This is a genomic window from Mycolicibacter nonchromogenicus (genome assembly GCF_002101775.1).
Taxonomy (GTDB): domain Bacteria; phylum Actinomycetota; class Actinomycetes; order Mycobacteriales; family Mycobacteriaceae; genus Mycobacterium; species Mycobacterium nonchromogenicum.
In genome coordinates this window covers 60,538-84,881 of the sequence record NZ_LQPI01000018.1, presented here as the reverse complement: position 1 = coordinate 84,881, position 24,344 = coordinate 60,538, and the positions used below count along the sequence as shown (strand labels likewise).

Here is a 24,344-nt window from a genome sequence, read left to right as displayed (position 1 = left end):
CACAACCGGAGGCCTTCACCTGTCTCAACGACAGGCCAAAATCAACTCAATCCGTTACAACGTCCCTGGACATCACAGTTAGCGCGCCGGTGGGGCCGGAACGGCCTCGGCCAGGAATCGGCGCAGCACCTCCACCGCGTCGGCGAGTGTCTGGCGGTCCTCGGGGGAAAGCCGGTCCAGTTCGGGGTCGAGGGCCGCTGCCCGGTCCTGGCGGACCCGCGCCATGGTCTCGATGCCCTTGTCGGTGATCCTGATCAACACGGCACGCGCGTCGAGCGGGTCCGGGGTGCGGGTGGTCAGACCAGCGTCCTCGAGCCGGCGCACCTGGGTGGTCATCGTCGGCTGGGAGCAGTGATCCACCGCCGCCAGGTCGGAAATCCGGGCTACATCCAGGTCCTCGATAGTGGAAAGTAGTCGCGCCTGAGCCCCCGGGATCGGCAGCGCTACACGTTGGGTAGCGAGCCGGTTGAGCCGGGATACAACGCTGAGCAATTCAGCTCCGAGGCTGACTTGGGCGGGGGCTGCCATCGGGCAAGTATTTCACATGCGTGAACGAAAGTGGACCATCTCGGTCCGCTCCGCGAAAGTCGGTCCGCGCGGCTGGCAGAATCGACGGGTGACGAAGACCGGCCAGCGCCCCCACCGAGTCCGGGCGCGGTCGATGCAGCCCTTCGAGATCGCGCAGGCCGCCGTGATGGCGGCGCTGTGCGCGGCGACGGCGATCATCGCGGTCGTGGTGCCCTTCGCCGCAGGCTTGGCGCTGCTCGGCACCGTGCCGATGGGGCTTCTGGCCTTCCGCTACCGGATTCGGGTGCTGATCGCCGCCACCGTCGCCGCCGCGACCATCGCGTTTCTGATCGCGGGCATGGGCGGCTTCATGACCGTGGTCAACAGCGCCTATATCGGCGGTTTGACCGGCGTCATCAAGCGCCATCGCCGTGGCCTGCCCACCGTGATCGTGGCCTCGGCAGTGGCCGGCGGCATTTTCGGCACCGTCATGGTGCTGGCGCTGACCGTGTTGTCCCGCCTGCGCCACCTGATCTTCGAGACGATCACCGCCAATGTGCACGGCGTCGCGGCCGCCGTAGCGCGTGTCCCGTTGCCGGAGTTTCAGCGGGCCAGCGAGGACTTGAACGGATTTCTCAGTGTGCTGCTGCATTACTGGCAGTGGCTCATCCTGGCCCAGATGACCGTCAGCGTCATGATCGTCTCGCTGCTCGGGTGGTGGGCGTTGTCTCGGGTTCTACATCGACTTCGCGGGGTGCCAGACGTGCACAAACTCGATGTGCCGGTCGAGACCGGCCCGGTGGCGCCGGTCCCGGTCCGGCTGGACCAGGTGCGATTCCGCTATCCGCAGTCCGACCACGACGCCCTGGGGCCGGTGAGCCTGGAAGTCGGTGCCGGCGAGCACGTCGCGATCACCGGCGCGAACGGCTCCGGCAAGACCACCCTGATGCTGCTGCTGGCCGGGCGGGCCCCCACTGCGGGCACCATCGAACGCCCCGGCGCGGTGGGCCTCGGTGCGCCCGGAGGCACCGCGGTGGTCATGCAGCACCCGGAGAGCCAGGTGCTGGGCACTCGGGTCGCCGATGACGTGGTGTGGGGCCTGCCGCCGGGAACCCACCCCGACGTCGAACGGCTGCTCGGCGAGGTCGGCCTGGCGGGCTTCGCCGAACGTGACACCGGCAGCCTGTCCGGCGGGGAGCTGCAGCGGCTGGCCGTAGCGGCCGCGCTGGCCCGTGAACCCGCACTGTTGATCGCCGACGAGGTCACCAGCATGGTCGACCCGCAAGGACGCGAGGTGTTGTTGGGGGTGCTGTCGGAGCTGGCCGGGTGCTCTGATCGGCGGTGCACCTCCCTGGTGCACATCACCCACTACAACGACGAGGCCGGCAGCGCCGACCGAACCATCGACCTGTCGGGGTCTCGCGACAACACCGCCATGGTGGAGACCGCCGAGGTTCCCACTGCTTCCGGCGGTGAAAGACCTAGGGGAGCGCCGGTTCTCGAGTTGTCGGGCGTGGGACACGAATACGCCAGCGGCACACCGTGGGCCAAGACCGCACTGAGGGATATCAGCTTCACGGTCAACGAGGGCGACGGCCTGCTGATCCACGGCGGCAACGGCTCGGGCAAGTCCACCCTGGCCTGGATCATGGCCGGCCTGACCACCCCGACCACCGGCAGTTGCCTGCTCGACGGCCGGCCCGCCGATCAGCAGGTGGGAGCTGTCGCCTTGTCGTTCCAGGCGGCTCGGCTGCAGCTGATGCGCAGCTACGTCGGCCAGGAAGTGGCTTCTGCTGCGGGCTTTTCCGCGCGTGATCACGCCAAGGTCAGCGCCGCCCTGGCCGCCGTCGGCTTGGACGCGGCGCTGGCCGGACGGCGCATCGACCAGCTCAGCGGCGGCCAGATGCGCCGACTGGTCCTGGCGGGCCTCCTCGCCCGGTCGCCACGGGCGTTGATTCTCGACGAGCCGCTGGCCGGTCTCGACGCCGCCAGTCGGGACGGCTTGCTGCGACTGCTGGAGGACCTGCGTCGGGAGAGTGGTCTGACGGTGGTGGTCATCTCACACGATTTCGACGGTCTCGGCGAGCTGTGTCCGCGAACTCTGCACTTGCACAACGGTGTACTGGTGCCGACGCCGGCAGGTGCGGCATGACGGGGGAGGCGCGCAGCACGCCGCGGCCGGTGGTGCTGCTGCGGCCGGTTCCCGGCGACTCCGCCATCCACCGACTGTGGGCCGGAACGAAGTTGATCGTGGTGTTCGGCATCTCGGTGCTGCTGACCTTCTATCCCGGCTGGCCGACGATCGGCGCGGTGGCCCTGCTGGTATTCGGTGCGGCCAGGATCGCTCGCATCCCGCGGGGCGCGCTGCCCTCAGTGCCCCGCTGGCTGTGGTTGCTGCTGTTGATCGGCGGCGGGACTGCGGCCATGTCCGGCGGCGATCCGGCCGGCCTGGGTGGGCTGTTGTACTTCCTGCGGATCACTGCGCTGTCGATCGTGCTGCTGGGGCTGGGCGCGATGGTGTCGTGGACCACCAATGTCGCCGAGATCGCTCCCGCGGTGGCCACGCTGGGCCGGCCGCTGCGGCTGTTGCGCATTCCCGTCGACGAGTGGGCGGTGGCGCTGGCGTTGGCGTTGCGTGCTTTTCCGATGCTGGTCGACGAGTTTCGGGTGCTCTACGCCGCGCGGCGCCTACGGCCGCGGTCGCAGCCGCGCACCCGGCGACAACGGCGCCGTCGCTGGGCACGTGAGGCGGTCGATCTGATGACCGCGGCCATCACCGTGACACTTCGCCGGGCCGACGAGATGGGGGATGCGATCACCGCTCGCGGAGGTATCGGCCAGATTTCGGCGTCCCCGGCGCGGCCCGGGTTGGTCGACCTGGTGGCAGTGCTGACGGTGCTCATCGTGTGCGGTGCGGCGGTGGCGGTAGAACTGGCCGTCTTCGGCACGCCCCTGCCGCGCTGACGCGCTCGCCGCGCGCCGCTCGCCCTGCCCGCGCCGCTCGCCCTGCCCGCGCCGCTCGCCCTGCCCGCGCCGCGCGCCTTGCCCGCGAGATCCCGCTCACGCAGGTAGCCACTCGCACTTTTCCTGCGTGAGCTCGATCTCGCGGCGGGGTGAAGTGCGGATAGCCGATCCGGCACTCATCCTCGCGGGTATGAAGGGCGTCTTCATCGGCAGCGAGGCCCTCGCGATCGGCGCCGTGACTCGTCACGGGCTGACGCGCTGGTTCCGCCGCCTCCATCCTGACGTGTATTTCCCGAAGTTCCAGCAGGCGACCCTGCACGACAGGATCGTCGGAGCGTGGCTCTGGTCTGGCCGCCGCGCCGTGATCGCCGGCGTCGCCGCATCAGCGCTACACGGCGCGGAGTGGGTGAACGCCGAAGTCCCCGTTGAGCTGCTGGGGCGAAAGAACCCGTCGCCACCCGGGGTCATCGTGCGCAATGAACGGCTCAGTGCTGACGAGGCCACCGTCATCAAGGGCCTCACCGTCACCACCGCCGCCCGCACCGCGTTCGATCTGGCCCGCCATCTGCCGCGGGGACAAGCCTTGGCACGTCTCGATGCCTTGGCGCGGGCGACGCCATTCGGGGCCAACGATGTGCTGGGCATCGCCCGGCGCTACCCCGGTGCACGGGGGCTGAAGCAACTTCGAAAGCTCATACCCCTGGTGGACGCAGGCGCGGAATCGCCGAAGGAATCCTGGCTCCGGCTCCTTCTCATCGACGCCGGGTTCCCCGTGCCCAAGACACAGATTCCGGTGTACGCCCATGGGCGCCTGTTCGCGGTCCTGGATATGGGTTGGGAGGAGTTCAAGGTCTCCGCCGAGTACGACGGCGAGGTACACCGCACCGATCGCAACTCCTACGTCAGGGACCACTACCGGGAACGCACGTTGCCTCAGCTCGGCTGGCTGAACAACCGGGTGATCAAAGAGGACACCGTCACCGGCGTCATCGACCGGGTCGCGAACGCATTGTGGTCACGGGGATGGCGGGGACGGCCGGTATACCCCGCGAGATCCCGCTCACGCAGGTAGCCACTCGCAGTTTCCCTGCGTGAGCGCGATTTCGCGGAGTGGTCAGCGGCGGGCGGCGGCGTTGGCGGCGGTCTGCGCCTGGCGCAGGGCAGTGCCGACGTCGGAGCGGCCGAGGAACATCTCGTCGAAGTAGGGCTTGATGGCCTGGTTGCCGGCGGCAAATCCCGGACCACCGCCCGGGGCGGGGATGCGGGGCCCATCGAGCACCGCGAAGAAGGGAGTGACGTCGACACCGCGCTTCGCCCAGTAGTCGAAGTAAACCTGTTGTGCGCTGAGCACCGCCGGTATCGCCGCCCCGTGGCGCCCCAGGAAGGCGTTGCCCTTGCGGCTGCCCAGCCAGGCCAGCACCTGCCGTACGGCCGCGGGGTGCGGGGATGCGGCGTTGCCGACGGCGGCGACCCCGTTGGTGACACTGACGCGGCCGACCGGCCCGGCGGGCAGCATGGCCACCCCCCAGGAGAACGGCGCCTGATCGGCAACGGCCGCCAAGTTGTATGTGCCGGATTGGAATAGCGCCATCTTCCCGGCCAGGAACTGATTGCGGGAGAAGTCGCCGTTGGTATTGGTCTCCGAGGCCGGCGGTGCCACGTGGTCGTCGTTGATCAGCCGCACCAGGTAGCCGAAGGCGCTGACCGCTGCCGGATTGTCGAAGGCGAACTCGTCGCCGCGTTGGAACTCCCCGCCCGCCGATCCGATGTAGTTCAGGTAGATACCCTGCGGGTCGTTGGCGGCGTTGTAGCCCCACTGCCTGACGCGCCGTGGGTCGAAGCCGGGGGAGTCGGCGGTGCGTCCGGCGCTGTCGCGGGTGAGCCGGGCCAGCAGCGGCCGCAGCGTGTCGTGCGTGCCCTGGGGATCCCAGCGCAGGTCCTCCAGCGCAGCGGGTGTGATCCCCGCGGCGGCCAGGAGATCCGCGTTGTAGTAGACCGCGATCCCTGCGTCGGTCAGCTGCGGGACTCCCCACAGCGTCCCGTCGCGGGTGAATTGAGCGACCACTGACGGGTCCCAGTCCGCGCCCGCCGCATCGATGTTCACCAGCCGGCCGCTGTCGGTGTAGCCGGCCAGGTACGCGTTGGACAGCCAGAAGATGTCGTCGGCGCCGCCCCCGGCGACATCGGTGCGCAACGTGTCGAAGTAGGTGCCGTAGGCGACGACGTTGACGCGCACCTCGATCTCGGGGTGGACGCGGTGAAATGCGGCGAAAGACTCGCGATAGGCCTTCGCGACCTGTTCGTCCCACAGGCGCACCGTCACCACCGTCGTGCCGGCCGATGACCGGTTCGAGGCTCCGTCGAGCAGGACCGCCGCGACGCAGAGCAGGGCGGCCAGCAGCACCACCGCCGCGGCGAACACGGTGGAGAATCGCGGCCGGCTCACTTGATTCCCGTGACGACGATCGACTGCACGATCCGACGCTGGAAAATCGTGAACAGCACGATCAGTGGAATCATCGCGACGGTGGTTGCCGCCATCACCAGGGTCCACTGCGCGTTGTAGCGGGACTGCAGGGCGGCGGTCGCCACCGTGAGCACTCGCCATTTGTCGCCGCTGGTGATCACCAGGGGCCACATGAAGTTGTTCCACTGTGAGACCACGGTGATCAGCCCGAGCGTGACCAGGATCGGTCTGCTGGCCGGCATCATGACGTGCACGATCACGTCCAGGGTGTTCGCGCCGTCAAGGCGCGCGGCGTTGATCAGGTCATTGGGGACGGTGCGGAAGTGTTGACGCAGCAAAAAGATCGCATACGGCGACCCGAACACAAACGGCAATACCAACGCCCAGAACGTGTTCCGCAGCCCCAGCTGCGCCATCATCAGATACAGCGGCACCACCGTCACAGTGGCCGGCACCATCAGGGTCGCCACGTACACCCAGAACAGTTTGTCGCGACCCGGAAACTCCAACCGCGCGAACGCGTAGGCGGCCAGCACCGAGAAACTCAACTGGCCCACCACGATCACCGCCGTCATCAGCGTCGTGACCGCCGCCGCCCGGCCGAATCCGGCGCCACCGAGATCGCCGTAGTTGTCCAGCGTCGGCGGGTGGGGCCACGACAGCGGGGAGCCGGTGGCAAATTGGTGTGCCGGAGTGAACGACGTCAACAGCCCGAGGCCGAAGGGCGCCAGGGTGATCAGTGCGCCGACCGTGAGCAGCGCGTAGACCGAAAGGGCCCGAAGGCGCTTATGCGGGGAAGTCCTGATCAGCATGGGGCGGACAGCTCACTGGGGTGTTGGTAGGCGTAGGCGGCGGCCTGGGTGCGGTTGTGCACGCCGAGTTTGGCCATGATGGCACAGACGTGGGTGTTGGCGGTCTTGGTGCTGATGTAGAGGGCCGCAGCGATTTCGGCGTCGCTGCGCCCGGCGGCAAGAAGTTCGAGGACGTCGCGTTGGCGCTTGGTGAGGCCACGTGGGTCAGCGCTGGTGTCTTTGCGGCGGCGATCGGGATCGCGACCGCGCAGATGAGCGAGGCGCTGCTGGGCCCGGCGGGCCGCGGCGCGGGCGCCAAGCTGACGAAAGGTGCCCAGCGCGGCTTCAACGGCATCGATGTCGCCGCCGAGTTGAGCGATGGCGGCATCGTAGGGGCAGCCGCGAAGGGTCCACTCCCGCGCGGCCGCGCACCAATCGCCACTGATCTCCCATTCGTAGGGTGTGGCAGCCAGCACGTCACTACCGGCTTGGTCACCGGCCAGATGAGCCCAGCGCCGCACGGATCCCCCGAGCCACGCCGTGCCGGAGTCCGTACGAGCCTCGGCCGCGCAGTGGCGGGCCGACTCATCGTCGTCGACCAGCCAGGCGGCTTCGGCACGGGCGGCGTACACGGCCAGGCGCAGCAGGCTGCCCGTCGCACAAGCACGGGCGTCGTCGAGCAGCGGCCACACCGCCTCCTCGCCACGGCGGGCCCGGATCAGGGCGAGGGTGATCAACGGTGCGATCCGGTGGTGGGCCGGCAGTTCGGGCTGGGCCAGGATCTGCTCGGCCGTCAGGGCGGCAGACGACCAGTCGCCGGCGGCCAGAGACGTCAGCGCCTGAACCCCCGCCACCAGGGCTCCGAACATGCCAAGCGCGCGGTCGCCGAGGTAGGCCTCGACGTCGGCGAGTTGACGCTGCGCGCGGCCGTATTCGCCGCGCATGACGGCGAGCGTGCCGAGGAGGATGCCCAGACTGCCGCTGTGTTCCTCGAACCCGGTGGCCGCGGTTGATTCTCGCCATAGTTCCTCGACGTCGTCCCAGCCGGTGTCGCTGCAGAACACCGTGGTGAGTGCCGCATATCCGCGGGCATGGATCACTACGGCGGCGTCCTGGAACTGGGAGCCGAGAGCTTTCGCGCGGGTCGCATAGCGGGCGCAGGCGGGGTCTACGGCTAGGGCGGAGAGGTGCGCCATGTTGATCAGCGACCAGGCCAGCTGCGGGGACGGGCCGAGGCCTTCGAGCAACCGCAATGACGCGTGCGCCGCCGCCGAGGCTTCGGACGTGCGCCCCTGCAGCTGCAGTACTTGCGACAGCCGGCGCAGATCCTGCGCCTCCTGGTGGGTGTTCCCCAACCGGCGTCGCAATGCGATGGCCTCGTGCCAGGACAGCTCCGCGGGTCCGGTCCGGCCGGTCAGATAGCTGCTGTACGCGTGCTTTTCGAGCCAGACCACCTTGTGCGTATCAGGGGCGGTGCCGGCGTGGCGCAGCACCAACGCGTACAGGTCTGCGGCTTGCCTGTGCGCGCCAAATCCTGCGGCGCGCTCGGCGGCTGCCGGGCCGTGACCGATGACTGTGTCGGTGTCACCGGTCTGTTCGGCGTGAAACGTCAACGCTGCCAGCGTGTCCGGACGGATCGGGGGTTCGGCCAGTGCGGTCAGTGCCCGCTTGTGCAGCACTCGGCGCTGATAGTCGGGGATCTGTTCGAGGGTGGCACGGCGAGTCAGCTCATGACGGAATCCCACCGCGTCGGCGTCGGCCACCAGCACCCCGGCGGCCAGGCACTCACTCAGCGTGCCTGCCGCACCCGGCGATACCGCTTCGAGCAGGGCCGGGTGCACGCGCGGCCCGCAGACTGCCGCCGCCTGCGCGGTTTCGCGTCCCGCGGCCGTCAACCGCGCGAGCCGGCCCCGCACCGCCTCGGAGACACTGCACGGCAGGGCACCCTCACCGAGGGCATCAGGCCCCGCGGCCAACATCTCCGTGACGAAAAACGGGTTCCCGCCGGTAAGCCCGTAGAGCGCTTGGGCGTTGCAGCCGCTGCCGGCGGCCAATTCGGCCACCGCCGCGGCGCTGAGCGGGTTCAGCTCCGTGCGTGTGACGGTCGCCCAGGTCGCCAAATCGCCCAACAGCATAGCCAGCGGATGGGCTGGGCCGATCTGGTCGTCGCGGTAGGACGCCAGCAACAGCACCGGAAGCGTGTCGATCCGCCGGGCCACATGACGCAGCAGATCCAGGGCGGCGTCGTCAGACCAGTGCAGGTCCTCGATCACAAACACCGAGGGATCTGCGCGGACGGCGTCGACGAGGCGGGCATAGATCGTCTCGGTGTCCCCGGCGTCGACGGCGGCGCGTATCGGGCTCGCCTGGCTGGCGGGAAGGCCGGCGAGCATGTCGATGAACGGGCCCAACGGCCGCGGGTTGGCCAGGCCGTCGCACCAGCCCCGCAGCACCCGGGTGTCCGGATCGAGCGTGGTCAGAAAGTGGGCGATCACCGCGGTCTTGCCTGCCCCCGCCTCGCCACGCAGTAGCACCAATCGGCCGTGCCCGCGGGTGGCGGCTCGATAGCAGTGTTGAAGCGTGGCCAGCGTCGTGTCGCGTTCGAGCAGCCGGCTCACCACAGCCAAACCCCTCCCGCGTCGGGTCCGGGACCACGCACTCTGGAGCAAATATCAGGTAATTACCTGATGCGCCGAGGTTGGGCCGCCCGCCACACTCCCAAGGAGCGTGGCGGGCGGTCTGCCACGGGCGTCAGCACACCGCCATCTGATCAGGATGCGGGGTAAAGCCTAGCCCGCCGGACCCCTGCCGCGCCCAGCAAATTGCACGAAACCAGGCGCGTGACCACCCACAACTAAGGAGTACCGGTGAAGCGTTCAGTAACGGTTGCCGCAGCAGCGGCAGCAATCGCGGTAGTAGGACTGTCTGGGTGCTCCAGCGACAAGAAGTCGGAACCCGCCGCTTCCTCCTCTTCGAGCGTGTCGAGCTCGGTGAGCTCTTCGAGTGAGACCAGTGTGTCGGTCAGCGTCGACGGTGCTGCGGCAAACACCAAAGTCACCATTGACGGCCAAGACCAGGACGTCAGCGGCACCACCGTGTGCACGGCGCTGAACGGCGACGTCAACATCGCGATCGGTGGAGCGGCCACCGGCATCGCCGCGGTGCTCACCGACGCCAACCCTCCCGAGGTGAAGTCGGTCGGTCTGGGCAACGTCAACGGCGTGACGCTGGCATACACCGCGGGTACCGGCCAGGGCGAGGCCTCGGCGAGCAAAGAAGGCAACGCCTACAAGATCAGCGGCACCGCGACCGGGATCGACATGGCCAACCCGATGCAGCCGGTGAACAAGCCGTTCGAAATCGAAGTGACCTGTAGCTAGGTGAGGTCGTAGCTGACCCGCCGGCCCAACGAAAGCTGCTGAACGACCGTCACGCAGACCAGGACGGCGAACAGCACCAGTGCCATGACCGCGGCCCGGCCGATCGCCGCCGCCCCGAATGCCTCGTCATAGATGCGGTGAGCGATCAGGTCGGTGCGGCCGCTCGGGCCGCCCCCGGTGAGCGCGTAGACGGTGTCGAACACCTGCGCTGCGCTGACCACGCCGGTGACGAGAACGAAGAACATGGTGGGGCGCAGCATCGGCAAGGTGACCCGCCAAAACCGTTGCCAGCCGTTGGCCCCGTCGATGCGTGCCGCCGACAGCACCTGGGTGGGGATGGCCAGGATGCCCGCCAGGAAGAACAGCGCGACGTAGCCGACGTTGGTCCACACCACCACCGCCGAGGTCACCGGCAGCGCCAGTCCGGGATCGGTCAGCCATTCGATCCGATGCCCGAGCACGGTGCTCACCGCGCCGTCGGTGGGGCTCAGAATCCACCGCCACAGCACCGCGATCGCCAACGGTGCGCAGATCCATGGCAGCACGTAGATGGTGCGAAACAGGGCGCTGCCGGGCAACCCGCGCGCCAGCAGGAGAGCGACCGCCAGCCCCAGCGCGGTTTGCAGGGGGACCACGAAGGCGACGAAAAGCACCGTGACCACAAGGGAATTGCCGAACGCCGGATCGGTCAGCACTGATCGCCAGTTCTCCGCGCCGACATAACTGATCGGCCCCAGTAGATCCCAGCGGTGCAGGCTCAGCCACACCACCACCAGCATCGGCAGCAGCAGGAACGCCACCACGCCGAAGAGGCTGGGGGCGAGCAGCGCGTAACCCAGCGCCGCAGAGCGAGAGGCGCGGCGGCTCATAGGTGTATTAAAGCGGTTGGGTCGACTCAAAAACGGGTCTTCATCCGCTCGAGCACCCCGGGTACGTCGTCGAAGGAGTAGGAATCGCCGGCCGACGAGGTGACGGTGCCCCGGTAGGTCCCGGCGAGCTGCCAGTAGTCGACGGCGGCCACGACCAGGTTGGCCTTGACCGCTTTGCGTCCCTCGGGGGTGAAGGTCACGTCGAGCCGGCCGTCGCGGTCGCCGATGTGCACGCGATCGTCGGAGGTGAAGTCGAACTGGACGCCCGCGAGTGGTTCCACGGCGCCGGGAACCCAGTTCGCCGACTCGTCATCGTCGTCGCTGAGCTCCTGCCGGTCGACGAAGTTGGAGCCCACCACCCCGCCGGCCATCGCGACGGCAAAGGTGCCCCAGGTCCACGACGTCGAGTACGGGAACTGCGAACGATGCTCGTCGAGGATGGCGAAATCGCGGGCCCGCTCGAAGACATAGGTTCGGTCACCGACGGTGAGCCTTCCGTCGACCGGAAAGGGCTGCTTGAACGTGTAGTAGTCGATCGCCGGGGTGAGTCTGGCGCTGAGACTGAGCGGGGGTGCGGCGCCCTCGACATACAGCGTCAACGCACCGGAGATCGCGGGCCCGTGCCGATCTGCTGCGCAGTCGATCCGCACGGTGATCGTGCCGCTGTCGATGTCGAAGTCGTAGCAGAGCCGGTAGCGGCGCGTCGCGACCCGGCAGCGGCCACCGTGCAGCAGGTCGTCGGGCAGGTCCAAGGTGGCGCCCCGGAATCGGGTGCTTTTCTCCACCAGGACACCGGTTTCCCGATCACGGACGAACAACTCCGATGACGCCAGGTACTTCACGTCCTGCATGATCATGGCGCCCGACAATTCGGGGTGGATCAGGGCGAAACCGATCCATTCCTTGAGCCGAAATTCACGCCAGAGGCGCGAGAGGCCGCGGTGTGCATCGACGGAGTTGGTCTCGCCGACTCGGCCCGGAAAGCGGCCGTAGTGTCGAACACCGTCTTCCACCAGTCGCCGGGGTGCTGTCACGCCGTGATCTTTATCGACACCTATCCCGTGGTCAACCACCGCTACGTCGTTACGGTGGACGGGTGACAGCGAACCGGGGGATCGACGCCGACTTTCTGGCCCTGCCCCGCCACGAGCTGGCCGACGCTGCGTTGTCGGCGGCCACAGCGGCCGGGGCCGAGCATGCTGACCTGCGTATCCACCGGATCGCCACCGAGGTGATCCGGCTTCGCGACGGCGAGTTGGAGACCTCCGTCGTCAATCGTGAGCTCGGCTTCGCCGTGCGGGTGGTGGTCGACGGCACCTGGGGTTTCGCCTCGCATGCCGAGCTGGCGCCGGGCGTCGCGGCGGACACCGCTCGGCGTGCGGTGCAGGTCGCCAAGACGCTGGCGGTGCTCAACGCCGAACGTGTCGAACTGGCGGCTGAGCCGGTGTACCGCGACGCGACCTGGGTGTCGGACTATCTGATCGATCCGTTCGACGTACCCACCGCGGACAAGATCGACGTGCTGGAGGACTATTCGGGCCGGTTGCTCGCCGCCGACGGGGTGCACCACGTCACGGCCGCGCTGACCGCGGTCAAGGAGCAGACCTTCTACGCCGATGTGTTCGGATCCTCGATCACTCAGCAGCGGGTGCGGCTCATGCCGGTCTGCGACGCGGTCACCGTCGGCCCGGACGGCTTTGACTCGATGCGAACGCTGGCGCCACCGACCGCGCGCGGTTGGGAAGCGGTCGCCGGCGATGAGATCTGGGACTGGTCGAGCGAGCTGAGCGAACTTCCAGTGCTGCTCGCCGAGAAGGTCAAGTCGCCCAGCGTGACCGCCGGACCGACCGACCTGGTGATCGACCCCACCAACCTGTGGCTGACGATCCACGAATCCATCGGGCACGCGACCGAATACGACCGGGCCATCGGTTACGAGGCGGCGTACGCGGGTACGTCGTTCGCCACCCCGGACAAGCTCGGCACGTTGCAGTACGGATCGCCGGTGATGAACGTGACCGCCGACCGCACGGTGGCCTACGGATTGGCCAGCATCGGCTACGACGACGAAGGCGTGGCAGCCCAGAGCTGGGACCTGGTGCGCGACGGGCGTTTCGTGGGCTATCAGCTGGATCGGGTGTTCGCGCCCCGGCTGGGTCAGTCACGGTCCAACGGGTGCTCCTACGCCGACTCGCCGCACCATGTCCCGATCCAGCGGATGGCCAACGTGTCCCTTCAGCCCGGGACCGAGGACCTGTCCACCGCAGATCTGATCAGCCGGGTGGATGACGGCATCTACATCGTCGGGGACCGCTCGTGGTCGATTGACATGCAGCGCTACAACTTCCAGTTCACCGGACAGCGGTTCTTCCGAATCCGTGACGGCCGCCTCGACGGGCAGGTGCGCGACGTGGCCTATCAGGCGACCACCACCGATTTCTGGAATGCGATGGAGGCTGTCGGCGGTGCCTCGACGTGGCGGCTGGGCGGGGCGTTCAACTGCGGCAAAGCGCAGCCCGGTCAGGTGGCCGCGGTCAGCCACGGCTGTCCGTCGGCGCTGTTCCGGGGGATCAACGTGCTCAACACACGCAGCGAGGGGGGCCGGGAATGATCGGGCCGCAAGACGTTATCGACACCGCGCTGGCGGCGGCCAAGAGCGCCAACACCGAGACCATCGTGCTGGTCCGCGACCGGACCGAGGCGTCGCTGCGCTGGGCCGGCAACTCGATGACCACCAACGGGGTGTCGAGCAGCCGAACCACCACGGTCGTCTCGATCGTCTCCGACGACGAGGGGTCCCGGGTCGGCTCGCTGAGCTCGGCTGAGGTGGATCCGGCGCTGATACCCGAGCTGGTCGCGGCCTCGGCGGAGGCGGCTGCGGGCGCACCCGAGGCCCGCGACGCCGCAGAACTGTTGGGCGGCACCACGGTCCCGGTCGACTGGGACGCCCCGGTCCCGCAGACCGGCGCAGAGGTCTTCGCCGAGCTGGCCGGCTCCTTGAGCCGTGGCTTTCGGGGCGCAGATCAGCTGTATGGTTTCGCCCGCCACGAGGTGGAGACAACGTTTCTGGCGTCCTCGACGGGGTTGCGGAGGCGGTTCACTCAGCCCACCGGAACGGTGGAGATCAACGCCAAACGCGCTGGCGCCAGCGCCTGGGCCGGCATCAGCACCCCGGATTTCGTTGACGTGCCGACGGATTCCCTGCTGGAACAGCTCTCGACGCGATTGGGTTGGGCCGCGCGCAGCGTCGAACTGCCGGCCGGACGCTACGAGACATTGATGCCGCCTTCCACTGTCGCCGACATGATGATCTATCTCGGTTGGACCATGGGCGGCCGCGGCGCGCAGGAAGGCCGAACCGCGCTGTCGGCGCCGGGCGGCGGCACCCGGGTGGGGGAGCGGCTGTCCGAACTGCCCCTGACCCTGTATTCGGATCCACACGCCTTCGGGCTCGAGTGCGCGCCGTTCGTGGCGACCGGCACCTCGGCGGAGACCGTGTCGGTGTTCGACAACGGCTTGGACATCGGCTGCGTGGACTGGATCCGCGGTGGGGTGATCAATGCGCTGGCCTACCCGCGGGCGGCCGCCGCCGAGTTCGGCGTCCCGGTTGCCCTGGCCGCCGACAACCTGTTGATGACGGGCGGTTCGGCCAGCATGGACGAGATGATCGCCTCGACCGAGCGTGGGCTGCTGCTGACCACACTGTGGTACATCCGCGAGGTGGATCCGACCACGCTGCTGCTGACCGGACTGACCCGCGACGGCGTCTATCTGGTGGAGGACGGGACGGTGACCGCGGCGGTGAACAACTTCCGGTTCAATGAGAGCCCCTTGGACCTGCTGCGCCGGGCCACCCAGGCCGGTATCGCTGAGCCGACGCTGCCCCGGGAATGGGGCGACTGGGCGACCCGGGCGGTGATGCCGTCACTGCGGATTCCCGACTTCCACATGTCGTCGGTGAGTCAGGCGCAATGACGGCGGCTGCGATCAGCTGAGCTCGTCGAACCGGGCGAGCGCGGCGTCGAGGTCGTCCCCGTCGAACAGTTCCCAACGATTGATCAGGTCGCCGTCGATGGTCATGACGCTGATATCGCGCCACTCGGCCTCGAAGCCGTCCTGTGAAATACCTTGCGCCACATGGGTGACGACGGCGCCAGTTTGGCTCAGTCGATGCACGGCGGCGATGTAGATCCTGGTGTCCGGTGAATCGGCCCAGGCGGCCTCCACGTAGCGGATCATGTCACCGGAGTCGAAACCCGCCCCCCGCCGGTGGTCAATGCTGATCCAGTCCGGCGTCGTCGGAGAAACCTCCCGCCGGTTGAAACCGGCATAGGCGTCGGTGACGACCGACCACATCGACGCGTAGGCGGAGGCTTCGCCCGCGAGGTAGCGAGCTTCGAGTTCGCCAAAGGCAGCGTCGATGTCGTCGACGTCGAAGGTGACGGTGTATTGCATCAGGCCGGCGGTGTCGACGTCCATGAGATGCAACAACTCCACGACCACAGTGTGATCAGGGTCGCCGACGTCGCGATAGCGGTCCAGGGTCAGCGACAGTCGAGATCCCCGGACGGCGATGGGCTGGACCTCCAACCGCCAAGTGCTCGGGACCGTCGTCAAGGTGGCGTCGATGACCTTCCGTCGTTCGGGGCCGTCGAGGACCGAGCGCAGACCTTTGCGCCGGTCATCGTGGCGGCCATCGTCGTTGGCAAGCGCGAAGATGGCGTCCCCGTCGCGGCGGTTGAATGCTTCGGCTACCAGGACGCAGTTCCGGGTGGCTGCGTTCTCCAGCGCGGGCATCGATCGGCCCAACTCGTCGAACCTGGCGAGCGCGGCGTCCAGGTCTGCTTCATCGAATACTTCGCAACGGTTGACCAGGTCACCTTCCACCGTGGCCAGGATGACTTCTCGCCATTCGGCCTCGAAGCCCTGATCCGATAACCCCCGTGCCGCTTGAGTGAAGACCGCTCCGTGGGCGCCCAGTCGATGCACCGCCTCGACGTACACGCGAAAGCTCTGCGCTTCATCCCATGACGCGCGGAGGTATCGGGCCAGGCCGCCGGCCTTTGTCGGGATCCGGCGGTGATCGATGTTCACGCAGTCCGGGGTCAGCCTGAGTTGCTGCCTGTCCGCTGCGGCATAGGTCTGGGTGAGCGCCGACCACGTGCGTGCGTAGGGTGCCGCTTCGCCGGCCAGGTAGCGGGCGTCAAGCTCGGCGAGGGCGGCCTCGAAGTCGTCGGGGTCGAACGAGACACTCGCCGCCAACCGCCGCTCCGCATTGAACTCCCCGACGTCGAGTTGCTCGGCGACGAATGCCTCAGGGTCTTGGTCCCGGAACGAGAAAACGCTCCGAGTGAGGATGAGGTGCTCCCCGCGCGTCGCGATATCGCTCACATCGACGTCGGTGATATTCAGGTCGGCGACAGCCCGCATATTGGCCAGCGCCGCCTCGCGGCCGTGTCGCATCCCGGCATTCACGATGCTGCGGTGATCGTCTTGGTAGTAGTCGTCCACCCATATGTCGGCCATGGCATCCCAGTCATGGGCGGCAAACAGGGCTATGAAGCGCTGGGATACCTGGCTGGCCATATTGTGCAATCGCCGCGGCTTGCACGACTGCAGCTCCTCGAACCGCTCCAGGGCGGCGTCGAGGTCTGTTTCGTCGAACATCTCGCAGTGGCTGATCAGACCGCCGTCGACCAAGAGGGTGTCGACCATGCGCCACTCGACGTCTGAACCATCTTGCGATGTCCCTTTGGCCACATGCGTGATCACTGCGCCGCGGTCGGTCAACCGATGTACCGCTTCGACGTAGATCGCAAGCCCGCGGTGGTCGATGTCGGTGAAGCCGCGAAGCGCCGCCGGCATGTCACCCCTGCCCATCGCGACGAAAGCCGTTGTGATCGCTGACCACGTCTCCGCGCAGTCGGCGGCTTCGCCGGCCTGGTATCGCGCGTCGAGCTCAGCGATGGCGGCGTCGAAGCCGTCGACATCGAACACCACTGCTGCCACGACCTTCTCGTCTGAGTCGATCTCGATGACGTTGAGGGCATCGTTGTGAACCGCCTCGGGGTCGGGGCCGGAGGCCTGAACACGGGTGAGGACGAGGCGCTCGCCGCGGGTCGCCAGGGCGTCCGACATGATGATCGAGAAGCCCACCTCAGCGGTCGCCTGCAACTCCTGGATTCCGGCATCTCGGCCATACCTGATACCGGTGTTGACAGTTCGTCGGCGATCATCGATGTAGTAGTTGTCGGCCGCTGCTTCGGCGATGGCCTTCCAGTCACGGGCCGCAAAATTCGGGTAGAACCGCTGGATCACCAACATTGCCTTGTTCTGCACGCGACGCACTGCCTCGAATCGGGTGTCCAGCGAATCGGGTTCGGCGATCGCGGCGTCCCTGTCTTCGACGTGCTCACCGGCTCGAACGCACGCGTTGTCCACCTCGACCACCGACGATTCGGCCGACGCCGCGGACGCAGGTGCGGCCCGCTCACCCAGCATCGCCTGCGCTTTGGCGGCAAGGACCTCCGCGCCTTTGCGCTCATAGAGTCCCGACGCGCGCTCCGCAGCGGCCCGTGCTCCTACCGTATCGCCGGCGGCATGCAACACCGTCGCCAATGCCAGACAGGCATCGCCATGATCGACCAAGGCGTCGGTGCGTTCAGCCAGCGCGACCGCGGACTCGGCCATCGCCCGGGCACCGGGATGATCGCCGTGCCGCGTCAACAACAGCGCCCGAAGTGTGCGCCAGGCGATCGATGCCTTCAGGGCGTGTCCAGAGAGTCGCTCACTCTCGGTGCACAACTCCTCGGCCTCGTCGTCTCTGTCGAGTGCCAGGCAGGTACGGCCCAGCAGGGCGGCGGTCTCGGCGGTGTCGGCGTCCAGTCCCATCCGGCGAAAGCCCTGGTAGGCCTGACGCAGATGTGGCTCCGCGCTGCCGGGGTCATCGCCCACCAGCTCGATGATTCCGGCGAACTGCTCAACCTCGAGCAGGGCATGGCGCAGACCGATCTCGGTCACGGTGCGCCGCGCCGAGTCGATCATTCGTCGGGCGGTGGCGGGGCGGCCACGGAAGGCCTCCAACACGGCCTGGCATCGCGTCGATATCGCCTCCACCGCAGGGGAATCCGTCGTGATGCGCAACAGCCTCACCACGTCAAGACAGCGCCCGCCGGCCCGCGGAACCGGGTTCGGGCCCCACACCGCCGCCAGCGGTGCCCCCGCCAGGACCGCGTTGACCCGGCGGTGCTCACGGGCGTGCCGCGCTGCGGTCAGCGCGCTGTCCAAGGCGGTCTCGCAGTCGCCGATTCGCCCCAGACGCGCAAGGCTTCCGGCTCGTACGGTGTGCGCCTTGGCTTCTCCTTCGGTGTCGCCCAACCCGGCCAGCCTGACGGCAGCCGCGCCCAGGGCAGCTTCGATCTCGTCCAAGCGTTCCGGATGCACCAGCATCGACAGCTGGCCATCGAAACAGGTGGCCCACGCGGACATACGAGCTGAATCGACTGTCGCCGCCTGCAATTGCGAGACCGCGTGGGTGGCCGATGCCATATCGCCCGCGGCAAGCAGTGCCTCGCAGCGTGCCACCAACAGATCGGCGGTCTGGTCTGCGCGGTCGGGCAACTCGTCGTCGATCTCCTCCAGCGCGTGCAGTGCCTGATCGTAGAGATCGGCGGCACCTTCGTAGGCCAGGCGGGTCATCGCCTGGTCCGCGGCTCGCCGGCAATATTCGACGGCCTTGGTCGCGTTGCCCGCCCACGCGCATTCGAAGTAGTGGTAGGCCAGTTCCCCCAGCAGTTCTTCGTCCGCGCCGGGCGTGGCTTCCAGTGTGGTGGCGATACGTTGGTGCAGTCGCATGCGGCGCACCGACGCCAGCTCGGCGATCAGCGCCTGCCGGACGATCGCGTGGTTGAACCGGTATCGGCCGCCGGCCTCTTCGATGACGATGCCGGCCTTACACGCTTCGTCGAAGGCGTCGACGAGGTCGTGCTCGACCACCCGCTCCACGAGGTCTACCGCGAAGCTGCTGCCGACCACGGCAGCCGCGGCCAGCGCCTTATTGGTCTCCGCCGGAAGCCGTGACAGCCTGCGGCTCACCGCTTCACGAACACCCTGCGGCAATGTGTTGGGATCCCAGACACCGCCGCTTTCGTCAACATGGCGTAGTGCCTGGATCAAGAAGAACGGGTTGCCGCCGGTGACCGATGCCAGCGCCCGGGCGAGCTGTTCGTCGTCGTATCCGGCCTCGGCGACATAGGCGGTCACGTCGTCGGCGTCGAGGCCGCTCAGCGCAAGGCGGTCCGCGGTGCCGTCGCGGTGAAGATCGGCGAGCATTGCCGCCAGGGGATGGGATCGGTCGAGATCCGTGCTGCGGTACGTGGCGACGATTTGCACCCGGGTGTGGTCGCCGAAGCGCAGCAGATGCCGCAACAGCAGCAGCGTCGGTTTGGCCGCCCAGTGCAGATCGTCGAGTATCAGCATCACGGGAGCGCTGGCAGAGGCGAGTTCCAGCAGCGCGACCACGGCGTCGAAGAGTGCATAGCGTTCGGTGTCGGGGTCGGCGCGCGGCGGCGCGGACAGATCCGGGAGTACCTCGGTCAGAACGGGAATCAGGGGCAGTAGTGCTTCCACGCCCCGTAATCCCCGCAGTCGGTGGCTGTTGACGCAGGGGACGAGCGTTCGCAGTGCTTCGGCGAAGGGCTGATAGGGCGCCCCGAGGTCTTCGTCGGATCGGCCGTACAACACGACGGCACCTTGGTCGAACGCTTGTCGCGACCATTCGCCGGCCAGCCGAGTCTTGCCCACACCGGGTTCACCGGCAATCAGCATCGCGTGAATACCACCGGCGAGTGTGGTCTGCCACGCACTGGCCAGTCGGTCCAGTTCCAGGCCGCGTCCCACGAACCTTCCGGGGACGGTCAGTACCGCGGGGAGATCAGGGCGTTCCAGGGGTTCGTCGACGGGCTCTGCGACCTGCTCGGCGCTTTGTAGCCGGAGCTCGAACACATGCTCCGGGCGTGGCAGGTTGCGCAGGGCACGCATCCCGAGGTCGGCAAGGGCGACATCATCGGGCAGGGTGTCGACGACGAGCTCGGCTGTCGCACCTGAGCACAGAATCTGGCCCCCGGCGGCCAGCGAACGCAGGCGGGCGGCGCGATTGACCGCGCGGCCAAAGTAGTCACCGTCGCGCAACTCCACCTCGCCGGTGTGCAGGGCGATCCTGATGCGCATGGGGTCGTGCAAAGCCCACGGCTCGTGCAAGATCGCGTCTTGCAGCTCGATGGCCGCGGCGGCCGCTGCCGAGGGCCGGTCGAAGACCGAGAAGGTGGCATCGCCTTCGCCGCGGGTCTTGATCAGCCGCCCGCCGCGGGAGGTGACCACCTGCTCGACGAGTTCGTCATGGCGGGCCAGCGCTATCGCCATGGCGTCGGCCTGGGCCTCCCACGCGGCCGTCGACCCTTCGATATCAGTGAGCAGAAAGGTCACCGCGCGGGTCACCGACGGAACATGCTGGATCACCGGGTGATCCAAGGCGGAGTCCTGGGCCACGATCGCGCCCGCGAGCCGTCGAAGCTCGGGCCCGGGGTCGACGCCGAGCTCGTCGGCCAGCAGCGACCGGGCTCGTTGATAAGCGCCCAGGGCGTCACCTTGGCGGCCGGCCCGGTAGAGCGCCAGCATCAGCTGGGCCCATCGCCGTTCCCGCAGCGGGGCGTCGGCCACGGCGGCCTCCAGTTCGCCGATGATCTCTGCGACCCGCCCCGTCGCGAGCAGCGCATCGGCGCGGTCCTCGACCAGCGCGGCGTGCCCCTCGATCCAGCGCGTCTTCTCCGAAATTCCCCGGCGGGAATCGGGCAGCTCGGGTGTGCCCCGCCAGAGGCTCAGCGCATCCTCGAAGCGGGCCACCGCTTGACTGCTGTCGCCGGTCGTCGCGGCATCGCGTCCGGCTTTGGTGGCCCGCTTGTAGCGCGGGGCGTCCACTTCCGCGGTGTTGAGGATCCAGCCGGTTCCCTCGGTGAGAACGAAGCCGTCGCCCAGCGCTCTGCGCAGCGAGGAGATGTGTGTCTGCAGCGCCTTGGCGGCGGTGCGCGGCGGCTCATCGCCCCAGAGCAGATCGATCAGTGTGTCGGCCGAGACGACGGAACCGCCGTGCAGACCGAGCATCGTGAGGATGGCACGGGGTTTGGCGCCCGGGATGGTGACCGAGGCGCCGTCTCGCCGGGCCTGAAGAGGTCCCAAAACCCCCAGCTCCACGGCTTGAATGGTAGTCACGTGGCAATCGTCGGTGGGGCGATTCAACAGCCGGTCAAGATTTGGTAAAGGCCCGGTCCGGCGCGGTTTGACATACATTCGCGGGCGGTTTGGCCCCCCGAGAAACCCGACGGCCCGGTCGGTAAAATTCGGCGCTTATGAGCGCACGTGTGGAACAGCTGGAGTTTCAGGCTGAAGCTCGCCAGCTGCTGGATCTGATGGTTCACTCGGTCTACTCCAACAAGGACGCATTCCTGCGGGAGCTGGTCTCCAATGCCTCCGATGCGTTGGACAAGCTGCGGCTCGAGGCGTTCCGCAACAAGGACCTCGAGGTCGACACCTCTGACCTGCATATCGAGATCGAGGTGGACAAAGAGGCCCGCACCCTGACGGTCCGCGACAACGGCATCGGTATGTCGCGCGATGAGGTGGTGGACCTGATCGGCACCCTGGCCCGCTCCGGCACCGCCGAGCTGCGCCAGCAACTGCGGAAAGCTCAGAACGCCGAAGCATCCGACGAGCTGATCGGCCAGTTCGGGATCGGCTTCTACTCGGTGTTCATGGTCGCCGACAGGGTCGAGATGCTCACCCACAAAGCCGGTCAGAGCGAAGCCATCCGGTGGGAGTCCAGTGGTGATGGCACCTACACCATCGAATCCGTCGATGACGCGCCGCAGGGCACCTCGATCACCTTGCACCTCAAGCCCGAAGACGCTGAGGATGCGCTGCACGACTACACCTCGGAGTGGACGATCCGGGGCCTGATCAAGAAGTACTCCGACTTCATCGCCTGGCCGATCCGGATGCAGGTCGAGCGCCGTACACCACCGTCGGAAGAGGGCGGCGAAGAGACGGTCACCGTCGAAACCCAGACCCTGAACTCGATGCAGGCGCTGTGGGCGCGCCCCAAAGAAGAAGTCTCGCAAGAGGAATACAACGAGTTCTACAAGCACATCTCGCACGCCTGGGACGACCCGCTCGAGGTCATCGCGATGAAGGCCGAAGGCACCTTCGAATACCAGGCGCTGCTGTTCATCCCGTCGCACGCTCCGTTCGACCTGTTCAACCGGGACGCCCAGGTGGGCGTGCAGCTCTACGTCAAGCGCGTGTTCATCATGGGCGACTGCGACCAGCTGATGCCGGAGTATCTGCGCTTCGTCAAGGGCGTGGTCGACGCGGCGGACATGTCGCTCAACGTCTCGCGGGAGATTCTGCAGCAGGACCGCCAGATCAACGCGATTCGCCGGCGGCTGACCAAGAAGGTGTTGTCGACCATCAAGGAGCTGCAGGCGCAGCGGCCGGAGGACTACCGCACCTTCTGGACCGAGTTCGGTCGCGTCGTCAAGGAGGGGTTGCTCTCCGACTTCGACAACCAGGAGACGCTGCTGGCGATCAGCTCGTTCGCCTCGACGCACAGCGACACCGAACCGACCACGCTGGCCGAGTACGTCGAACGCATGAAAGACGGCCAAGAGCAGATCTTCTACGCCACCGGCGAGTCCCGCCAGCAGCTGCTGAAATCGCCGCACCTGGAGGCGTTCAAAGCCAAGGGCTACGAGGTGCTGCTGCTGACCGACCCCGTCGACGAGCTGTGGGTGAACACCGTCACCGAGTTCGACGGCAAGCCGCTGCAGTCGACGGCCAAGGGCGAGGTGGACCTGGACTCCGAGGAGGACAAGGCCGCGCACGAAGCCGAGCGCAAGGAACAGGAGAAGGATTTCGCCGACCTGATCTCCTGGCTGCAGCAGACCCTGGCCGAGCACGTCAAAGAGGTGCGGCTGTCGACTCGACTGACCGAGTCACCGGCCTGCCTGATCACCGACACCTTCGAGATGACCCCGGCGCTGGCTCGCATCTACCGCGCCAACGGCCAGGAGGTGCCGGTCGGCAAGCGCATCCTCGAGCTCAACCCGGGCCATCCGCTGGTCACCGGTCTGCGCCAGGCACACAGCGAGCGAGGCGGCGAGAACACCGAGCTGGCCGAGACCGCGGAGTTGCTCTACGGCACAGCGCTGTTGGCAGAGGGTGGGGCGCTGGAGGATCCGGCCCGTTTCGCCGAGCTGCTGGCGCAACGGCTGGCGCGCACCGTGTGATCTGGTGCCCTCAGGGCGCCAGCACCACTTTGCCGACGTTTTCCCGCGCGGCCAGAATGCGGTGCGCCTCCGGGGCATTCGCGAACGGTACCGCCGCATGCACCACCGGTGCGGCGGTCCCGTTGGCCAGCGCCTCTGACAGTGGGGTGATCCAGGGTCCGAGTGTGCCGCGGTCGTCCCACAACCGCAGCATGTTCAGGCCGATGACCGTCTTGGACTGCTCCATCTGTGTGATCAGGCTGAAGCCGCGCAGCATCGCCAGTGCCTGCGGCGCCGCCCGCAACAGGGATCGTTTCTCGCCCTGCTGCAGTGACGAAAGTCCGTAGGCGACAAGGCGTCCGCCGGGACGTAATAACTTCAGCGAGCGTCGCAGCGAGGTGCCGCCCAGGCCGTCGAGCACGATGTCGTAGGGCGGCAGGCCGTCCCACCAGCCTTTGCGGCGGTAGTCGATGGCGCGGTCGATGCCCAACGCGTCGAGCTGGGTGTGTTTGCCCGGTGACGCCGTGCCGTGCACCACGGCACCGGCGGCCTTGGCCAGCTGAATCGCTGCGATGCCGACGCCGCCGGCCGCGGCGTGCACCAGCACCCGCTCTCCGGACTGCAGCGACCCGTAGCCGTGCAGCGCCGCCCAGGCGGTCGCATAGTTCACCGGTACGGCCGCACCCTCCTCGAAACTCATCGACGGCGGCAGCGTGACGGTGTCGGTGGCGCTGGCATTGACGATCTCGGCGTAGCCGCCGAACCGGGTGCCGGCCAGCACCCGCTCGCCGACGCGGGCCGGGTCGACACCGTCCCCGACGGCGTCGACGGTCCCCGCCACCTCGTAGCCGACCACCGCCGGCAGTTTCGGCGCATCGGGATACAGCCCGACCCGGGCCAGGTGGTCGGCGAAATTCACCCCCGCCGCCCGCACCCCGATCCGCACCTGCCCGGCGGCGGGCGGCGGAGGGGCGGGCCGGTTCTGTACCTGCAGCACTGATGGGGGACCGGTCTTGGTGATGACGACGACGCGCATGAACTTCAGCCTA

Annotated in this window: 15 protein-coding genes; 7 read left to right on the top strand and 8 right to left on the bottom strand. The window is 67.7% G+C overall.

Translation table 11 applies throughout. The annotated features are described in order from the left end of the window. Positions 1-78 precede the first annotated feature (78 nt). Positions 79-528: a MarR family winged helix-turn-helix transcriptional regulator gene (locus AWC18_RS00915; RefSeq protein ID WP_064997579.1), complete on the bottom strand. Its 450-nt coding sequence runs from the start codon at positions 526-528 to the stop codon at positions 79-81. Positions 529-661: 133 nt separating this feature from the next. Here AWC18_RS00915 and AWC18_RS00910 point away from each other — a divergent pair, with 133 nt between their 5' ends. The 3 genes from AWC18_RS00910 (at position 662) to AWC18_RS00900 (ending at position 4,543) form a co-directional block, all read left to right on the top strand. Then, positions 662-2,659: an ATP-binding cassette domain-containing protein gene (locus AWC18_RS00910; protein WP_076047665.1), complete on the top strand. Its 1,998-nt coding sequence runs from the start codon at positions 662-664 to the stop codon at positions 2,657-2,659. Beyond that, entirely contained in the window at positions 2,656-3,471 is an 816-nt protein-coding gene (locus tag AWC18_RS00905; protein WP_085137085.1) for a CbiQ family ECF transporter T component, read from the top strand. Before AWC18_RS00910 ends, AWC18_RS00905 begins: the two co-directional genes overlap by 4 nt. A gap of 190 nt (positions 3,472-3,661) precedes the next feature. Then, positions 3,662-4,543, top strand: a complete 882-nt coding sequence (locus AWC18_RS00900) for a type IV toxin-antitoxin system AbiEi family antitoxin (RefSeq protein WP_085137083.1) — start codon at positions 3,662-3,664, stop codon at positions 4,541-4,543. Between the two features lie 42 nt (positions 4,544-4,585). Here the strand turns inward: AWC18_RS00900 and AWC18_RS00895 are convergent, their stop codons facing one another. Genes AWC18_RS00895 through AWC18_RS00885 form a run of 3 tightly spaced genes read right to left on the bottom strand, consistent with a single transcriptional unit; the run spans position 4,586 to position 9,347 of the window. Next, positions 4,586-5,917 carry an ABC transporter substrate-binding protein gene (locus AWC18_RS00895; protein WP_085137081.1) on the bottom strand — a complete coding sequence of 444 codons (1,332 nt, stop codon included), beginning with the start codon at positions 5,915-5,917 and terminating at the stop codon, positions 4,586-4,588. Then, a complete protein-coding gene (locus AWC18_RS00890) occupies positions 5,914-6,750 on the bottom strand; it encodes a carbohydrate ABC transporter permease (protein WP_085137079.1) in 837 nt (278 codons plus the stop codon). Before AWC18_RS00890 ends, AWC18_RS00895 begins: the two co-directional genes overlap by 4 nt. Beyond that, positions 6,744-9,347, bottom strand: coding sequence for a helix-turn-helix transcriptional regulator (locus tag AWC18_RS00885; RefSeq protein ID WP_085137095.1), 2,604 nt, complete (start codon positions 9,345-9,347; stop codon positions 6,744-6,746). The genes AWC18_RS00890 and AWC18_RS00885 overlap by 7 nt, the downstream gene beginning before the upstream one ends. Before the next feature lie 249 nt (positions 9,348-9,596). On the opposite strand from AWC18_RS00885, the gene AWC18_RS00880 reads away from it, so the two are divergent. Further along, positions 9,597-10,109 carry a lipoprotein LpqH gene (locus AWC18_RS00880; RefSeq protein ID WP_064997584.1) on the top strand — a complete coding sequence of 171 codons (513 nt, stop codon included), beginning with the start codon at positions 9,597-9,599 and terminating at the stop codon, positions 10,107-10,109. Here the strand turns inward: AWC18_RS00880 and AWC18_RS00875 are convergent. Both AWC18_RS00875 and AWC18_RS00870 read right to left on the bottom strand, forming a co-directional pair. Further along, on the bottom strand, positions 10,106-10,978 hold the full coding sequence (locus AWC18_RS00875; RefSeq protein ID WP_064997585.1) for a carbohydrate ABC transporter permease: 873 nt from the start codon (positions 10,976-10,978) through the stop codon (positions 10,106-10,108). The two genes, AWC18_RS00880 and AWC18_RS00875, sit on opposite strands and share 4 nt — an antisense overlap. A gap of 26 nt (positions 10,979-11,004) precedes the next feature. Then, on the bottom strand, positions 11,005-12,012 hold the full coding sequence (locus AWC18_RS00870) for a DUF2804 family protein (RefSeq protein ID WP_165757960.1): 1,008 nt from the start codon (positions 12,010-12,012) through the stop codon (positions 11,005-11,007). Between the two features lie 62 nt (positions 12,013-12,074). Between AWC18_RS00870 and AWC18_RS00865 the strand changes: the two genes are divergently transcribed. Beyond that, on the top strand, positions 12,075-13,589 hold the full coding sequence (locus AWC18_RS00865; RefSeq protein ID WP_085137075.1) for a TldD/PmbA family protein: 1,515 nt from the start codon (positions 12,075-12,077) through the stop codon (positions 13,587-13,589). Continuing rightward, positions 13,586-14,953: a metallopeptidase TldD-related protein gene (locus AWC18_RS00860; RefSeq protein ID WP_085137073.1), complete on the top strand. Its 1,368-nt coding sequence runs from the start codon at positions 13,586-13,588 to the stop codon at positions 14,951-14,953. The genes AWC18_RS00865 and AWC18_RS00860 overlap by 4 nt, the downstream gene beginning before the upstream one ends. A gap of 12 nt (positions 14,954-14,965) precedes the next feature. Here the strand turns inward: AWC18_RS00860 and AWC18_RS00855 are convergent, their stop codons facing one another. Continuing rightward, entirely contained in the window at positions 14,966-21,226 is a 6,261-nt protein-coding gene (locus AWC18_RS00855; RefSeq protein ID WP_208858302.1) for a BTAD domain-containing putative transcriptional regulator, read from the bottom strand. A 155-nt stretch (positions 21,227-21,381) separates the two neighbouring features. Here AWC18_RS00855 and htpG point away from each other — a divergent pair, with 155 nt between their 5' ends. After that, positions 21,382-23,316, top strand: coding sequence for a molecular chaperone HtpG (gene htpG / locus AWC18_RS00850; protein ID WP_085137069.1), 1,935 nt, complete (start codon positions 21,382-21,384; stop codon positions 23,314-23,316). Positions 23,317-23,326: 10 nt separating this feature from the next. Here the strand turns inward: htpG and AWC18_RS00845 are convergent, their stop codons facing one another. Next, positions 23,327-24,331, bottom strand: a complete 1,005-nt coding sequence (locus AWC18_RS00845) for a zinc-binding dehydrogenase (protein ID WP_085137067.1) — start codon at positions 24,329-24,331, stop codon at positions 23,327-23,329. Between the last annotated feature and the right edge of the window lie 13 nt (positions 24,332-24,344).

What these genes read in the sequence shown, in the direction of transcription:
- AWC18_RS00875 (WP_064997585.1), bottom strand. Translation starts at nt 10,978, where the DNA reads ATGAGCCGCCGCGCCTCTCGCTCTGCGGCGCTGGGTTACGCGCTGCTC.
- htpG (WP_085137069.1), top strand. Translation starts at nt 21,382, where the DNA reads ATGAGCGCACGTGTGGAACAGCTGGAGTTTCAGGCTGAAGCTCGCCAG.
- AWC18_RS00860 (WP_085137073.1), top strand. Translation starts at nt 13,586, where the DNA reads ATGATCGGGCCGCAAGACGTTATCGACACCGCGCTGGCGGCGGCCAAG.
- AWC18_RS00915 (WP_064997579.1), bottom strand. Translation starts at nt 528, where the DNA reads ATGGCAGCCCCCGCCCAAGTCAGCCTCGGAGCTGAATTGCTCAGCGTT.
- AWC18_RS00845 (WP_085137067.1), bottom strand. Translation starts at nt 24,331, where the DNA reads ATGCGCGTCGTCGTCATCACCAAGACCGGTCCCCCATCAGTGCTGCAG.
- AWC18_RS00905 (WP_085137085.1), top strand. Translation starts at nt 2,656, where the DNA reads ATGACGGGGGAGGCGCGCAGCACGCCGCGGCCGGTGGTGCTGCTGCGG.
- AWC18_RS00890 (WP_085137079.1), bottom strand. Translation starts at nt 6,750, where the DNA reads ATGCTGATCAGGACTTCCCCGCATAAGCGCCTTCGGGCCCTTTCGGTC.
- AWC18_RS00910 (WP_076047665.1), top strand. Translation starts at nt 662, where the DNA reads ATGCAGCCCTTCGAGATCGCGCAGGCCGCCGTGATGGCGGCGCTGTGC.
- AWC18_RS00900 (WP_085137083.1), top strand. Translation starts at nt 3,662, where the DNA reads ATGAAGGGCGTCTTCATCGGCAGCGAGGCCCTCGCGATCGGCGCCGTG.